The sequence below is a fragment of the Photobacterium indicum genome, from assembly GCF_003026215.1.
Lineage (GTDB): Bacteria > Pseudomonadota > Gammaproteobacteria > Enterobacterales > Vibrionaceae > Photobacterium > Photobacterium indicum.
In genome coordinates this window covers 147787-164733 of sequence record NZ_PYOC01000002.1, presented here as the reverse complement: position 1 = coordinate 164733, position 16947 = coordinate 147787, and the positions used below count along the sequence as shown (strand labels likewise).

At 42.8% G+C, this 16947-nt stretch carries 10 protein-coding genes and 1 pseudogene; 3 read left to right on the top strand and 8 right to left on the bottom strand.

Going from position 1 to position 16947, the window contains the following annotated elements; translation table 11 throughout:
• Window positions 1-367: 367 nt before the first annotated feature.
• The 5 genes from C9J47_RS27295 to C9J47_RS06580 form a co-directional block, all read right to left on the bottom strand.
• A complete protein-coding gene (locus tag C9J47_RS27295; RefSeq protein ID WP_245903345.1) occupies window positions 368-856 on the bottom strand; it encodes an alpha/beta hydrolase family protein in 489 nt (162 codons plus the stop codon).
• Window positions 853-1236 carry a DUF2784 domain-containing protein gene (locus C9J47_RS06595; protein WP_107252813.1) on the bottom strand — a complete coding sequence of 128 codons (384 nt, stop codon included), beginning with the start codon at window positions 1234-1236 and terminating at the stop codon, window positions 853-855. Before C9J47_RS06595 ends, C9J47_RS27295 begins: the two co-directional genes overlap by 4 nt.
• Before the next feature lie 157 nt (window positions 1237-1393).
• Complete coding sequence (locus C9J47_RS06590) at window positions 1394-2149, bottom strand: glutathione S-transferase N-terminal domain-containing protein (RefSeq protein ID WP_107252812.1); 756 nt, start codon at window positions 2147-2149, stop codon at window positions 1394-1396.
• Between the two features lie 277 nt (window positions 2150-2426).
• Window positions 2427-2819 (bottom strand): hypothetical protein, encoded by a 393-nt coding sequence (locus C9J47_RS06585; protein WP_107252811.1) that lies wholly within the window; start codon window positions 2817-2819, stop codon window positions 2427-2429.
• A gap of 9 nt (window positions 2820-2828) precedes the next feature.
• Window positions 2829-4874, bottom strand: a complete 2046-nt coding sequence (locus tag C9J47_RS06580) for a S8 family serine peptidase (RefSeq protein ID WP_107252810.1) — start codon at window positions 4872-4874, stop codon at window positions 2829-2831.
• A 758-nt stretch (window positions 4875-5632) separates the two neighbouring features.
• On the opposite strand from C9J47_RS06580, the gene C9J47_RS27010 reads away from it, so the two are divergent.
• Both C9J47_RS27010 and C9J47_RS06575 read left to right on the top strand, forming a co-directional pair.
• Entirely contained in the window at window positions 5633-6001 is a 369-nt protein-coding gene (locus tag C9J47_RS27010; RefSeq protein ID WP_170107463.1) for a hypothetical protein, read from the top strand.
• Window positions 6002-6077: 76 nt separating this feature from the next.
• Window positions 6078-6449 (top strand): hypothetical protein, encoded by a 372-nt coding sequence (locus C9J47_RS06575; RefSeq protein ID WP_107252809.1) that lies wholly within the window; start codon window positions 6078-6080, stop codon window positions 6447-6449.
• 385 nt (window positions 6450-6834) lie between these two features.
• On the opposite strand, the gene C9J47_RS06570 is transcribed toward C9J47_RS06575, so the two are convergent.
• A complete protein-coding gene (locus C9J47_RS06570; RefSeq protein ID WP_245903343.1) occupies window positions 6835-7731 on the bottom strand; it encodes a LysR family transcriptional regulator in 897 nt (298 codons plus the stop codon).
• A gap of 226 nt (window positions 7732-7957) precedes the next feature.
• Here C9J47_RS06570 and C9J47_RS06565 point away from each other — a divergent pair, with 226 nt between their 5' ends.
• Window positions 7958-9052, top strand: coding sequence for an alcohol dehydrogenase family protein (locus C9J47_RS06565; RefSeq protein ID WP_107252807.1), 1095 nt, complete (start codon window positions 7958-7960; stop codon window positions 9050-9052).
• 452 nt (window positions 9053-9504) lie between these two features.
• Here C9J47_RS06565 and pfaD read toward each other — a convergent pair whose 3' ends face one another.
• Both pfaD and C9J47_RS06555 read right to left on the bottom strand, forming a co-directional pair.
• A complete protein-coding gene (gene pfaD, locus C9J47_RS06560) occupies window positions 9505-11139 on the bottom strand; it encodes an eicosapentaenoate synthase subunit PfaD (protein WP_107252806.1) in 1635 nt (544 codons plus the stop codon).
• Window positions 11140-11157: 18 nt separating this feature from the next.
• Window positions 11158-16944: pseudogene (locus C9J47_RS06555) on the bottom strand (beta-ketoacyl synthase N-terminal-like domain-containing protein); the annotation flags it as partial.
• Between the last annotated feature and the right edge of the window lie 3 nt (window positions 16945-16947).

Here is a 16947-nt window from a genome sequence, read left to right as displayed (position 1 = left end):
GCCCCATAGCGTCCGTCACGCTATGATTATGGTGACAATTAATAAGCAATTAATTGATAAGTGGGAAATGAATGAATAGAAAGTTATCGGATTTAGTATGATTGCAACGCTCGCTTCACCCCAGCAATATATTCAGGATACAGTGAAATATCGTTATGATCGGCTCCGCTGACTAGAACCGAGTCGATCAGTTGCTCTGTGAATTGATCTTTTAACCGCTCGCTTCTTGCCCGCGGGATTACCCGATCGTTTTCCGCAATAAAGATATAAGTTTGTGCAGTAATGTTTTTCGCCCTGTTTATTGACTGGAACTTATCCTGAAGAAGCAGGGAGACCGGAAACATCCAGTAGATATTCTTGGCGACATTTACGATGCTATCAAAGGGAGTGACCAGTAGCAGTTTTTCCACCTGCCGGTTAAAACCGCCACATAGGTGGCAACACCTGAGCCAAGGCTTCTACCCATCAAAGAGATCTGTTCATGGTTTACCTTTACCCGATCAAAAATATACAAGGCATCGTGATAGAGATATGCTTCGCTAGGCGTACCAGTACTGTTGCCATAACCCCGATACGGAATTAAATATACGCTATAATTCGACAATACAGCTTCAAAAAATGCGATGTTATTTTCAATACGTTCTGCATTGCCACCATAATAGATTAATGCTTTCGGCTGGCCCTCATTAACCACCCAGCCACTCAACTGTACACCGTCGGTAGTAAAGCTGATTTCAGTTATTCCTCTTACCGCAGCTGATGGTTGCGGAAAATATATAAATTTACGTTGCAAAACGAACAGTAGCAGACAGAATATAATATAGATTAGCAGTATTGTCGTTAAGGTACTTTTCATACCCGTTTCCCGCCGTGCTTAGCCATACGCTTATAATAGACAAAACAATAAATACTGAGGTTAATTAGTAAAGCAAAGATGCCAAGCATGACCTGAATATTAGGAGTTAAATTATTCGGATAAATGATAGGAATCAGATAATGCTCGACAAATCCTTGCTCATAATCAGCCGAACCAGCAACTCGCCTCAAGTGATTTTCCAACGGAGTCAATGGACAAATCCAACCCTTAAAACTAATCAGCGTTGCCCAGATGACGGCAGGGAGATGCACAAAAATAAGAGAGCCGCGTAACATAAGCAATAGCCCGCCCAAAAGTACAAAAATGATAAATAGCAAATGCACTAGCACCAGCAAATCTGCCAGTATTAGGTAAGTCATTATTTTCACCTTACATATTAGCCCATGCTTGATATTATAAGTTATATACTCGTTACCTATAGAAATGCAAAAATCAGCATATCTATAGCAATTTCATAAATTGATAACGCCTATTAAGGGTTTTGTTGAAGCGCTCAAATAACCCACAAAATGCATTTCACACCGCATAAGTCTGCTGTAAATAACGCAGGATATCTTTTGACTCAAACATTTCTATGCTGGTATTCGGATCAATCAGATAGGGCACCTGTACATTGCCGTGTCGCCTGAAAAATTCATCCCGCTTGGTATTTGGCAATGGCCTGTAAGTCTTAAGGGTCCAGTGGATATTGGCCAGCCCCATATCTGAAAATTGCTGTTTCCCAAGGTTGATCAGGATATAAGTCAGCTCAAGTTCGCATAGTCGCTCACGGACAGGACGGGAAAAAGGACTGGACTCAAAACTGTATAAGATCAACGGCAGATCTGGTTGTTGAGATGGCCGCGCTTTAATGCCGGCCCCAAAACGAACTCCTGTTGCCAATTTGGATGTCAGACTGCTTTTTAGTATGCTGGCAAATTCTCTTGGTGCTTGCATTTCTTTGTACTGTTTAAACAGGTAACGGACAATCTCAATAGCCCCTTTGGTTACGCTTGGGCTATTGAGATCAACCAGCATTGGGGGGCTAACACCATTGAATACCGATTTAAATTTAGTGATATTTAGCCCGCCGGCGGGACAGGGAGCGACGATAACATCCAAGTTCAGCTCGGTTAGTACTTCGCGCACAAGCCGACACTCCGGGTTGCCTTCTTGATCAAACAAGATCAGCATTTGCTTAGGCTGAGCGGTGGTTTTGCTGGCCAAGGTTCCGTGCCAGAACCGACAACTCGAGGCCAGAGTTGATGTCGTGATATCCAGCAAATGGTTCATGTGCTCACCTGTTATCCATATTAGAGGGGGGGGGATGGAATACACATCCAGGGTAAGTAAAAGCAGTTGCAGTGAGTATTTAATCTAAAAAAGCACCCGACGGCGGTTCTGTCGCAAATAGAGTTTTTTAGCCAAAATCCAAATTTAAAATCGATTGAAAACAGATTGTTAAAAAATGAAAAAACGTCCAAATTTACTATTTGCGACAAAACCTTATCTTCTCCCTTTATATTCCTGGATTAGAGTAGATACGGTTACCTTGTGTTTATTGTGTATCTTACAAAGATAAGCCGTTTTTCTTTTCAAATAATTGTCGCTCTGGATTGGGTTCCACATAGTCGATGATGCCGCGATAATCTATACGATCAGAGTCGATTTCTTCAAAAGCCGCTTTATCAAGCGTGACGATCAAAATACGTCGTTCTGGCATAGCGTCAGTGATTGTTCCACCAAGCTTATTCACTAAAGATTCAGTTTTTTCCTGCATATCAGGCTTATATTTCAGATAGTAGCTTATCTGCATATTTTCCTGACCTTGCTCTGACTGTTGATCAGAGGCTGGAAAAAGCATGTTTGGGTTATTAGCATGTGCAGGAATACTAAAAAGAGCAGTAAATCCAACAGCTAGCCCAACACTCAATAAAGCCTGTGAACGTAGTTTCATTTGCATAGGTCAACCTTATTTAAAGTTGATACGCCAGTTGTTTAGAGTACCAGTATCACGGCGAGAATCATCGTACACTTTCAATTGCCAAGTGCCTTCAGATTCGACACCAGTAAAATCAGCTTCAAATAATTTAATGATATCATTGCTTGAACGTCCGCTATTATTATGTAAAACAACGCTTTGACCTGTTGGTGATATTAACGCCACGTTTAGATCACCGATATAGGTATGAGTGATGTTAAGATCAACCGTTACCACACCTGCGTCACCTTGACGGGTGACATTAATGTCGCTTGTGATACCTGAAAGGTTATTGTCTGGAATAGCTGTTACTTGTGCATTTTCAAAGCTACTTGCCTTAGAACCACCTCCGCTACCGTCTGGGCCATTACATCCTGCATCTAAATATTCTTTAGCTGCGACAGTGTTGATAAGACCATTACCAGTACGATTATCTCGACCTACAACATCAATATCTTCCGCTGTGGCATTTAGCGCATCTCGGACTTGTTTAGCTGAACATTGAGGGTGATAACTCCATACTAGTGCTGCAACACCTGTTACGTGTGGTGTTGCCATTGATGTGCCGTTGTAGTATTCGTAATCTTCGTTAACCGAACTATCGACAGTAATCGTTTGGCCAACAGCATTTGTTAGCTCAAGACCAAGATCTCGATCGACAGATACAGACACTAGATTGTAACTGTCATTAGTATCAACGAGGAACGGATTTTGTAGACCAGCAAGTTCAGCATTACTGTATACAATTGCCGCAGATGCCCCCGCGTTGTAGCAAGCTTTTACAGCATCAACTTCAGGATAGACACCGGATGAGTCTTGATTACCTATACGCTCAGTAAGACAGATTTTCCCGGTCATATCACCACAGTTAAAACTACCTGAAGAGGTGTCACAATGGGCAAGTTCACCCGTTTTTGAACCTGGAACTGGTGACGATTCATAGCTGCCGTTAATATTAACTAGACGGTTATGCGGAACCACGCCACGATCAAAATAACGTTGACCAGCCAGTGAAATATCCGCAAGGCGACCTTCACCTAATGTAACGGTAGATAAGATCGCTTCGCCAGGTGCAGAGATCTCTACTTGATTAGTTGCCTGTGAAAAATCAGCATGATGTTTTTGGTTATCAATAGCAGCTACCGATACTACTGAATCATATGAAGCAGGGTAGCTGTGTGCGGTATTACCATCATTACCTGCAGCAGCAATTAGTAGCACTCCATTGTTGTAGTGATCTTTTAGTGTATTTTCTTCTGTTCGGCTTGAGTTATCACCACCTAAGCTCATATTGATCACGTTAGCGCCGTTTGCAACACAAGTATCAATCGCTTTCACTAAGCTTGAAGAGTAGCCCCAACCTGATTCATTGAATACCTTAACGATATGTAAGTTAGCATTCTGATTGGGTAAAACTCCTACTACACCTTCTGTGTTAGATATTGCTGCGATGGTACCGGCAACATGTGTACCGTGTGCGTTGTGATTACCTGGTGAAGACCAATTACCTGTACCACTATCGTTGGTTCCATCAACTTGGTTGCCGCTCAAATCGTTGTGGGCTAAATCGTAACCAGAATCGATAATACAAACGGTACGGTTGCCTGCATTACTGTCACTGAGCTGCGTAGCCCCAACAAAGGTTTGTCCCCATGGAAGGCTTTGGGAGAGTAGATAGCGAGGTTGATCGACTTCAACGTACTCAACCTCAGGGTTGCTTTGCAATTGGTTAATTGCTTTCGTATCGAGTAAAGCACTGTAAGCAGAAGCACTGCCAAACTTCTCAACCTGTTTAGCACTTAAGCGGTCAAGAAGCGTTTCTTGAGCAACACGTTCCCCTGAGAATGCTGTGCTTGCACTTCTTAGTGAACGAGTATTGTCCTGCTGCTCTTTAAACTTAACAATATATTTAACTGGGATATTCGGTTTACTAAAACTAGCCAATTCATTAGCGTTTGCTGATGCACTTACACCGAGGGCAATGGTTATCACTGATAACGTAATACCAGCAACGCTAATTTTATTTTTTCTGTTCATCCGCTCTTTCCTTTTTTTATGAGCATTTTTATTGCTTATAACCTAATGATGTTTATTCATTTTTTGTGAATATCTGTACCAGATAGGCAACATGCTACATATAGCTCAGTTAATTTATAAGCGTGAATAAAAACAAAAAAAAGATTAATAATTGCGCTGAAGATCTGATTATCAACTAACCAAGTAAGTATTTGCGGGGTGAATGCTCTGTTTGTAAGTGATTTGGTTGGTCAATCAAATGCAATTATATGTAACTTATCTGACTAATTAATACAGATGAAAAATCTGTGATTGCAGCAGTCACGCTGTAAATACGTAATGGGCATAGCAAGGGAGAAGACCATCTGACCTTGTAGGCCACATACCAGCGGATCGCCATTAGAATAGTGGCGGAAGGAAACTGTTTGTTGATGGGGTGTTTTTTTGAACAGCATCACAGAACCATTGCTCGCAATCGAGCATTATACCTTCTCCAGCTGCTCGAACGAACATTTGGGCTCTGTGAAATGGTTATTTGAAACCATGACTACGTTGAAGTACTGAGGTTATAAATGTTTGGTATATTCAATCCAAAAGAGCATATTGCTCCTTTACTCGGGGATTGAATTGATTCCACTTATAAGCAATTAAGATGGCAATTGTTCCTTGGTACTTTCTTTGATTATGCTGGTTATATGAAGGACAGTGTTTACTTACAAATTACTAGCTTGAAGTTTAGTTTTCGAACGAACCAAATTTTAAATTATTGGGCTACACATATGAATGTTATAAATATTGTGAGCAATATAGCAAGAGTAATGCTCGTTGGTGGAATATTAATTTCTGTGTATTTCTACCATAATCCTAAAATGGTGATGATAAGTTCTGTAACATCGTTAGTGGGAATGTTGGTATTAAAAGTAATGAGTATCATGTGTAATCGTGATTTATTGATTCTAGATATCGCTCAATCAACTGAGCGCTCATTTCTAATGGAAATTAAGAGACGCGTTGAAAATGAAAAATCATTCAATGATGAACTCATCAGCCTATGTAGTAATGCCACAAATGAGGTAGAAGCCAAATATAAAGTTATTCATAACTTAAATAGGCCTGTTGAAGCCGCTTGTCGCAAGAATCTGACCTAAAATTAGAATATCACTTTACTGATTTGGTCGACACTTGGCGTTGTTTAATACAAAGTTAGGAATTTAGGCGGTTGGGATGGAATATCAACATTTTCAAGCTTTAATAAAAGATGCATTATCTGATGGTGTTATATTTTATTATCCTGGTGGTGGCTCGTCGAAAGTGCAACAAGTATTAGTCTATAAAGTTGGTTATACAAGGTCTAAGTCGACAATATACCTTTCTATACCAGATATGTTTTCTACCTTTACCGAGTTTTCAGGCTCTAGTATTACATCTAATGACTTAAAACGATTTATGCCTGAAGTTTATGATTCTAAAGCTCTGCCGGCGGGGAATTCATGTAATTGCGCTTTTTTCTTTATGGTTATTAATAGTATAGGGTTGGCGGGAAATATTAACGGTAAAGGTGTAAGAGGGAATCCTTTTGGGATAATACTTAAGTAATGAGTTTCGTGCCAATCAAAGCAATCGCAGCGACCGCTATTACTCAGTAGTTTTAGCCTGATTTACCATAACGCCCGTGAATGGCTACCAAGCTGGTTTTTTCTGTATAAACAAGCAAAAAGGTCACGTCCGTGGCCTTTTCACACAAACATCTCTTGTGACTCATCTTTACCCCATTATTTGCTAGAACTATTACTCATTTACATCCTGTTCATGTCGATTTTCCATATCTGAAGTAATGTGGTAATGGGTCGTGTTCCTGAGAGTCAACATCGCTTATAACTCCCATTTGTGAGCGTTGCGCAAAATTTTTCGGTTCAGGTTCGTGGTGTTTTTTTGTCCGCTTTCAGAAAAAGCGTGCAAGAGAATTTTGCTCGAAATTTCCCTAAACAGATGTCTTTCCTAACCGTTGGCTGGTGCTGGCTAGCCGCAAGCATTCTGCTATTTTAGTTAGTATTGGTTCGTCTATCATTGGTGAATTAATCATATTCATATTGAGCACTAAATTACTTTTTAAAATACTTGAAGATACCTCTTGGATTTTGCAAGCATTAAACATTGATTCTGGTAACAGTGATATGGCGAAACCGGAATGAACGGCGGTGGCGACATTTTCGAGTATTGAACTGCTAAATACCTGCCGATATGAGATATTGGCTTTTTTCAATCCACTGATACATAAATCGCTAACGATGCAGTTATCATCATAAATGGCGACAGGTACTTCTTTCAGTTCTTTCAAATTGATATGGGTAGAGGCTGACCATATCAATCGCTCACTCCAGAGCAATAGATCATCTGTGTAGTCTGCTTCCCCTGCAACAATAGCAATATCCAATTCGCCAGCTTCCAGCTTCTCTCGTAAGTTTCGACTACGGTCACAGACTATTCTCGCTTCAAGGTTTGGAATCTCACGGGTCAATACTGGCATAAAGTAATTTAAAAAATCTTGGGCATAGTCCGTCGGAACGCCAAAATTGAACTGACCGGACAGGTCTCGCTCATTTAATGCCGAAAAGGTTGCGTTATTGAGTTTCAGAAACTGTTCGCTGTAGCCGAGTAAGGTTTCTCCGGCACCGGTTAATTGTATCCCCCGGTTGCTGCGTTCCATCAGCGTGCAGCCAACTAATTCCTCTAGTCTCTTCATCTGCATACTAACGGCTGCTTGAGAGCGGAAAATGGCTTCAGCTGCTTTCTTTAATTCTCCGGTCTTAGCGACCATGACAAAGGTACGTAATAACTCAAGATCGAGCAATAGACCTATTTTCAACCTTTTATCCATCTCAGCTATCTCTTCTGCTTTATAAATTAGACACTTACGATTCAGTTCATAAATTCTGAATCGAAGGTTCACTATTATTCGTTTGGTTGAAGTATACGTTTTTTTTATAGTTATAGGTAGTTGAGCTGTTCCGGCTTTCAAGCGCTGATACGTGAAGAAAGGGTTGGAATAGCAATATGTAAACAAGTTTTTGTCGTTCAATGAGATCGAAGAGAGTGGTATTACAATGAACAAGCTACCTAAGAAAATGTCTGGCGTTATATTGACTGGTCACGGAGGTTTAGAAAAACTGGAGTATCGCACTGACTTGCCAGTACCAACTCCAGAAAAAGGTGAGGTACTTATCAAGGTTGGAGCTAGTGCGGTGAACAATACCGATATTAACACCCGTATCGGGTGGTATTCAAAATGCGTAATAGAGCAAACCAATGCAGGTGCTTTCGATGGCTTTCAGACTATTAATGACAATGATGCCAGTTGGTCTGGTATTCCAGTTAAGTTTCCCCGGATACAAGGTGCTGATTGTTGCGGTGAAATAGTAGCAGTCGGAGAACAAGTCAGCTCTGACCGAATTGGAGAACGGGTGCTGGTGCGAACTTTGCAACAATCGGTAATGACAGAGGCTGAGTACAGTTGTATTACTTATGGCTCTGAGTGTGATGGGGGCTTTGCCCAGTATACCAAGGTACTGGCAACGGAAGCGTTTCCGATTCGAAGCTCGTTGAACGATGCTGAATTAGCTTCGTTTCCATGCGCGTACTCAACGGCTGAAAATATGATCGATCGGGCCAACGTTAAACCCAATGATACAGTTCTCATTACAGGTGCATCCGGTGGTGTTGGGTCAGCTGCGGTACAATTGGTCAAACGACGTCATGCTGAGGTCATTGCTATCTGTAGTGAAAATAAAATGGAGCAACTTATTGCGCTCGGGGCAGATAAAGTGATTCCACGTGGACGAAACCTACTTGATTTCTTGGGGCAAGACTCAGTGGATGTTGTAATTGATCTCGTTGCAGGGAAGCAATGGCCAGAACTCCCCGACCTACTACGAAAAGGAGGCAGCTATACTGTTGCAGGAGCAATTGCGGGGCCAATAGTGGAACTGGATGTCAGAACACTATATCTAAAGGATTTAAGTTTTTTGGGCTGTACTTACCAACCTAGATCAGTGTTCGAGAACCTGATCCGATATATTGAACGTAGTGAGCTTCACCCCTTAGTCGCTAAGCAATATTCATTGAAAGAAATTAAAAGCGCACAACAGGATTTCATGGCTAAAAAATTCGTAGGGAAGCTGATATTACTGCCGCCTCAGTAATATTGATTAAATTCGTTGACACCTTTATTTATTTTCGTTTGCTCAACACAGTATAAATGGAGTTGCCGAAGGGCTAAAACGCTGGCTAAGCATATAAGGGATTGAACAAAAGTTTAAGTTTTCAAGATACTTTCCCTAATGTAAATCAACCTTGTTGGAGTCGCAACTCTAACAAGGTTTTGTCCATATATGGTTTAGAGTAATTATGATCGTTTTGTGATCCTGCCTGACATTGTGATCAAACTATTGTCTGCTGACTGTAGTAAACAGAACTAATAAAATGGTTGAGAGAGGTTGAAAGGGTGTAACTAACCGTTATATTTGTAAAACCAGAGGTCTTAGCCTGAAGCCGCTTGGTATGGAGTTCATAGCCGTTGAGGCAGGAATAACGTAAAAATAAAAAAGCCCCAGTCATAACAACAGGGGCTCATAAGCGTTTCTAGTATTTAGCTTTAAATCATTTTCTCAACAGGCTTCCAACGTGCAAGCTCTGCAGGTAATCGAATACCTTGAGCTGCAAGTAGGTTAACGCGTGCAAGGTAAGCAGCACCATGCATTAGATGCTTGGTTAAATCAACAGCACGACGGTCTTGGTAGTTATCTAAGTAACTGCCTTTTGCCCATGCATTGAATGCCCCCAGAGCAGGACCAGCCCAAATTTGGTAATCCATCTCACGGCCTGCTTCGCCAGTGTTTGACCAACGGCTTGAAAGACCAAGATACCAGCGGAAAATCAGTGCCATTTTACGCTTAGGGTTGCCTTGCGCACGTTCAATTTGCTTAGGATCGCGCTCGTTAAAGTGAGCAACGGTTCCTTCCCAAATGGCATCTAGCGTTGAACGGAAAACCTGAGCTTCAAGCTTGTGGCGTTCGTCTGCTGGAATCGCTTCAATTGAATCGTAACGTGTGTAGATTTCGTACAGCTTGTTAGCGCGCATTGGGAACAATGTACCGCGCTTCACAACTTGTAGCTTTACACCCATTTCGAACATGTCAGCCGCAGGAGCCATTGCAACATCAGCCATCTCGGTAGTCGCAAGCAGTTTACGAGTATGTTCACTTGCTCCCGCTTCAATACAAGCTTGGTTGATTGACCCTGTCACAATGTAAGCAGCGCCCATATTGAAGGCTGCGAGTGCAGCATCAGGAGTACCGATACCGCCACCAGAACCTACACGTAGTGGTGTTTTGAATTGGTGCTTAGCTTGAATGGTTTCTTTTAACGCTAAAATAGTAGGCAATAGCGTAACAAGAGGGCGGTTATCTGTATGGCCACCAGAATCAGCTTCTGCTGTAATATCATCAGCCATTGGTACTAGCTGGGCTAATTCCATTTGTTCAGCAGTGATACGTCCTTCATCAACTAAGCCTTGAAGCATCTTAGCAGGTGCAGGTTCCATGAACTTAATCGCCACTTCAGTACGGCTTACTTTCGCAATCACCTTGTTTGCGATAACGATCTCGCCTTGTGCATCACGGCTTAAGCCTGCTGCACGGTATTGAACGATTTGCGGCGTTAGACCTAAGAATGCAGACGCTTCAACGGTACGTACTTTGTGTTTTAAAAACAGCTCAACGCTACCACGCTCTAGTGCGGGTTCACTTGGGCTGTGGATCAAGTTAAACGCGTAAGGGCCATTAGGCAGTGCTGCTTGAATACGGTTGATTGCCTGTTCTACACGAGAAGGAATCAGACCTGCGGCACCAAACGAACATAAAATGCCCGCCTGACCTAATGCAATCACTAACTCTTCAGAAGAGATACCGTTAGCCATTGCACCTGCGTAGTAAGCATATTTAACACCGTGTACACGACGGAAATCATTGTCGCCTAAACTTTGGGTGCCTAATGCTGGTGCGAAAGCACTTACTGGGTGTACATGGCTTGCACTTGCACTATCTCCAGATGTGATTTCAGCCTGCTGGCTAATGCCAACCCCTTTTTCAGGGTGATTCACTACGTAACAACCTAGGCTCAAATCTTTTAAAATTTTAGCCATTGCTGCATTATCAAAGTGAGTTGCATTTTCTTCAACCTGCCACGGCCATGGCGACAGCTTTTCATTATTCATTGTTTGCGTTGTCATATTCTATTTACCCTTACTTCAGGCTTCTTCAATACAGATTGCAATGTCTTTCACTTCGTAAATACGCAGACCGTCTTTACTTAAGTTGGCATCACCCACGATGATACGTTTACCGTCTTCATCTTTAATCGCGGTGATGTGTACATCTAATGACATTTGCTTGTTTAGTGGGTTAATTTGACCACGGTATTTCCATTTTACTTCAGATTGAATTTGACCAAACTTCGGCGAACGGAAACCTGCGCCTAAATCTTTGTTTAGGGCATAAGTTTGCATCAGTTCAATAATGGCTTCTACACCTAGTGAGCCTGGCATTACAGGATCTTGGTGGAAGTGGAATTGGAAGAACCAGTCACTCGGGTCGATAGTACGCTCGGCATATAAGTAACCTAAGCCTGCTTTACCGCCATCACTGGTAATATCTACTTTATCGATGAAGTTTAAACGGCCGCCAGCTAACTGGTAGTGCGGTTGTGCTTCACCTGTTGCTGAAAGTGGCGCGTTGAAGTAACGGCTTTCTTTATCAAGCAAGTTAATACTTACGTCAGGCGTACGGTTATTATCAACATGCCATGGGTAGGTGACTTTACCGTTATCCAGACCAAGCTGATCTTTCAGTGCTGCACCTTTGAAGTAACCAAACACTGCCGTGCCTTCATAGAAAGGAACACCGTCGGTACTCAGTTCGAAGCTGAAGCTTTGAACGATGTTGGTACCCATCATTACCGTTGATAACAGACGCGAATCGTTGACGATAGTTTTACCACGCAGGTCGACATTGCGCAGCATCTTGCCGCTACCATCAAGGTTACGGAAGAACAGCTCTAAGCCTGGGAAGCCTAACGTTGTGCCCATGTAACCAGAGATGAAGCCATTAGGTTGTAATGAAATTTCCATTAGTACCGAATATGGCATCAAGCTGCTGTGGCTGTTTTCATCAAAGTACCATGCGTTTTCTGGCACTTCATATTCAGCAATACATGATGACGGCGTTTTAAAATCGCCACGTGTACCGTTAACTTCGATAACACGAGTCGTTAGCTGCAGATCGCCACAAGGAGTACGTGGTGGGATCATGCCGCGATAGATAGAGAAATCAGGACCGAAACATTTTTCAATATCACCCGTTGCGAATTCAAACATATGGTACGGCGTGAACGGTACTGTGTCTGGTGTACGGTTTTGGTAATCAGGAACGATAGGTGCTTCAACGTGTTGAAGAGGAATAACACCTTTGTTTGACGCTGTATCAAAATCTGGTACTTGTGCCATTAACGGCGCATTCGCTGATGCTTGTTGGCTGATCTTAGCTTCGACTGGAGCAATGATTTCTACCTGAGTCGGGGTACTTTCCGGCGTGTAGTCTGATGAGCCGATGTAGCGAGTACATTCTGACTCTTCTTTGATCATCACACCCAAGTTTTGGAAATCAACCACAACTTTGCCATCAAGCAAGATATCGATGTTTGCTTTTGCATACGGGCGAGGGCTTAAACCAATCTCGGTCACTTCCATGCGGTAAGTTAACACTGCTGATTGAGGAAGTACCTGACCACGACAACGTACTTGTTGAGGTGCATTCTCAAGCGGTTGGAAACGACCATTTTCCACTTGCGTGTGCATGCCTAAGTACATCATGAAGAACTGTAGTAATTGACCACAACCTTCTGCCATTAATGAACCCGCCATAACGGAATCATCTTTGAAATGACAAGGGAAGTACCAGTGGTCAGCTTCAAGCTGCTTGTGACCTTCGATTAGGCCCAGTCCCCATGTACCACCTTGTGGGTCAACATGGCTAACTTGTTCAATCATCATGAACTTATCAGAGCTGAAGCATAGCGATGGTTGATGACGGTCTGAAATATGGCTTTCACCGAAACAACCTGCAATATTGGCGTTTAGCAAGTTATGCAGTGTTTGGTAATCAAATTGCGTTTTCTGGCAATGCAGAAGCGGGTTGAAACGCTGTTTAACTGCGAGGTTTCTTGATTTGATTTCGTCTTCAGTGCGAATAACACCTTTACCGTCTGCCAGCTCTTCATCAGTGAAGAAACCTGCACAGCCGTTATCCATTTTCAGGATCATCTTGTCGCCTACGAAACATTCGTAAGAGAAGAAGAACAGCAAAGTATCGCCATTACGGGCAAAGTTATTAATCGAGATATCGTAACGAAGTGTATCACCACCACGAGGCAAGTCACCAAGGAAGGTCAGCGTACAATCTAATAGACGGTATACACGCTCGCCTTTGTTTTCAAAATCGATACCTAAGTAGCTTATTAGCATCAAGTCACACTGACCTGATTCTACTGCAACAGCCCAAGGGATTTGACCATCAACCAAATACGGTGCATCAACAGGAATATCGTATTCTGTCGTCATTGTGCTTGGCTTGTACTCAAGCATGGTTGCATCAAGCTTTGTTACTCGAGATACCAACAGGTAATCGGTGGTTGGTAGTCTTACACGGCGAGAATAGTTATCGATCACTGCATAGTCAGGACCAAACACATTAGCGATATCGCCTTCAGCGTATTCCACTAAATCTTCGTAATCCCAGATACAAGGTTTGCGAATAGGGTTCATAACCGCTGGTGTAGCAGCCACATTCACAGGTACTGCTGTTGAAGCTTCTGTTTGTACTGGAGATGGTGCTAGCTGGTGGTCAAATACCTGACCTGTAGCGGCATTTATTTGAGCCGTTACTTCGTTCAATTGTGCTTTTAATAAAGCGTCAGCCATCTTCAAACCTTGTTCACGGTTTTGAAGGAAAGCTTGATGCACTTGTTGCGCGAGTTGTTGGTTTTCAACAAACGCAGAGCTTTGGAATGCAGTTAAATCATGCTTGTTTTTAGCGGATAGGACATTGGTCATATTGCTTTGAATACCTGTAATCGGCGTCTGACGTGGTGTTGTCAGAATCGGGGATACTGATGGAGCTGCTGCTGGCTGTTCGATGCTCTGTGGTTGAGCTACGGGTTTTGCAATAGCTTGAATGCGAGGCTTCTGAATCTTCGGCTTCGTATTCGCGACTTTCTGCTGAATTTGTTGAATGTCAGAAAGTTCGGTTGTCACGATATGTTGATAAATATCGCGTCCACCAAGGGTAACTTGCTTAATTAATTGACGTTTTGAGTCGTTAGCCAGTTCGCTATTTAGACGAGCGGTTAATGACTGAGTTTCAGAACTGGTTTGGGTTAACAGCAGCTGAGAGCATTGGTTTTCGCTGACGTTAGCCACGATTGCCGCTTTAGATACCGCAGTATTGAGGTCGGATATTGTAGTTTGTTTAGGTATTGTATTCAGGCTTAACAAGCCATGAAGAATACTCGCCATACCAGATGCAGCATAGCAATGCCCTAAGCGTTGGTTAGCCTGAGTTTGCACTGCTGATGGCAGTGGAAACTGCACGACATCAATGCTTTCTGGTGCTTGGTTTAGCTCCAGTAGGTTGACGTTTTTTGCTGTAATTCCCGCAGTAGTTAACAGACGATCGCTAATGATATTGCTCTGAGCGGCAGAGCCAAAATCAAGCGCAGCGATTTCACCGTAGCTGTTTTGAGTCTGCGTATTGTCAGTATCGACAAGAACGATAGCACCCGCACCTTCACCCACATTCCAGCCACTGTCTTGCGCATGTAATGCAACAGGCGTTACGCTGTTTTTAAGGATGATTTGTTCAGCACTGCCACTTAAATCAACAGCGGCAATAACCACTGCATCTAATGACTCTTGCGACATGAGGTTTTGTGCAACATCAATACAACGCGCAACAGATTGTTCCGCTGCTGAAATAGTGAAGGCTGGACCATTAAAGTCCCACAATGAGGCAATACGCGACGCCATTATGTTCCCAATGAAACTGGTGTACTGGTTTAGCTTTGCTGCATCCAGAACACTATCCATCGCAATGGTTTCAAGCGCTTGGTATTCGCTACCTGTAAGCTCAACGCCCATGTTCTGTAGGCTGTCAGCAAGTTGGGTATGTAAATTTACACGGCCACGGAACTGATGCATTTCGAGTTCCGTTTCCATTGCTACCAGTACCGCGACTTTTTGACCCGCCTCAAGTTTTGCATCACGAATGGCTTCATCGGCAACTTTCATCAACAGAAGTTGTTGTGAAATTAGGCGATCATCTTCATTCGGTGGCACTTTAAAGCGTAAGAAATCTAATTCAAACTGATCAATGTATGCGCCATGTGGAACGGCATCTAATCCGAACTGGCTTAATAGCTCAGGATGTTGATCTAAGCCTTTCCAACGTTTCTTTGGCAAAGCAATAAAAGCATCAGTATTTGTTGTAATGGCGTTATGTAGCGCATTAATGGTTTTTAACGAACCGAAATGTGACGCTAGGCCTGTTACTTTCAATGGTGCTGAAACAGCTGACTTTGCAGGACTATTTGTTGCAGGGCTATTTCTTGCAGAGTTAGCTGAATGTGCTTCAAGTAATAGGTGGGCATTACAGCCACCAAAACCAAAGACTGATACACCAGCACATCGTTCAGTATTGCCTGCTTTGTCTGGCCAAGCTTGAACTTGAGTTGGTAACGTATGCGAACCGAATAAACCTTCAGGTGATGACAATGGCGTTGAAAGGTTAATGCTTGGTGGTAGTACACCTTCTTTCATTGCAAAGATCATTTTCATGATCCCTGGCATACCGGCAGCCGTTAACAGGTGGCCTAAATTCGATTTTGCAGAACCAATAAGCGGAGCTTGAGAACCGTTTAATTTGTCTGCAAAGAAACGTTCCATCGAGGTCATCTCAACTTTGTCACCCAAAGGTGTACCTGTTGCATGGCACTCTATGACTTCAATGCTTTCTGGTGATAAATTTGTCGCTTCATAAGCACGTTCGAATGCTTGGACTTGTCCTTTGCTGTTCGGGCTCAGTACAAACTGACCACGACCATCATTAGATAAACCAATACCACTAACAACGGCATAAATATTATCGCCATCACGCTCTGCATCTTCTAGGCGTTTTAGTACTAAAACACCAGCGCCTTCGCCTGCAAAAAGCCCTTTACTATTGGTATCGAATGGAACCGATACACCATGGTCAGGGTAAGCGTGGAAGATAGAGAAACCCATATTGATGAAGAATGGGTCAGCGCCAGATACTGCGCCTGCTAACATCATGTCTGCTTTACCTGTACTTAGGTAATCACAGGCTAATTTCAGTGAATAGACTGAACTTGCACATGCCGCATCTAGGCTAAGCTGTGCGCTACCCAAACCCAGTGCATCGGCAACGAGCTTAGAGGCATTGTGTGCCGCAGAACCGTTTGCAGGATTAAGGCTAGTAATATTTGCGTTTGATGGGGTTAATGAAAAGTGTTCATTTCCCAGTTTGGTTTGTAATGCTTTCTCTACCGCAGAGTGATAAATCGGTAGGAATAAGTCATTTGAACGCTTAGTCGGGAACGATAGGGCACCCATAATAACACCCGTACGTTCAAGTACCGCGCTATCTAATGAAATGCCAGCATCAGCCAGTGCTTTGCGGCTGGTATCTAATGCCCAAAGAAAGCTTTCATCTAAACCTTCAAATGTCTCTACTGGCAAACGGTATCCGTTGCTATCAAAAGAGAAATTTTGAATGTAGCCGCCTTTATCACAATAAAAGCGATCTGACTCACCTTGTACACCTTGATAGGCATCAGGGTTAGCCCCTAATTTTTCAGGGCTCAAGGTGGTGCGAGAATCTTTTTTAGCGAGTAGGTTTTGCCAGAAATCCTTTGGCGTATCCGCATCAGGATATTGATTCGCTAAACCGACAATGGCAATTTTATTGCT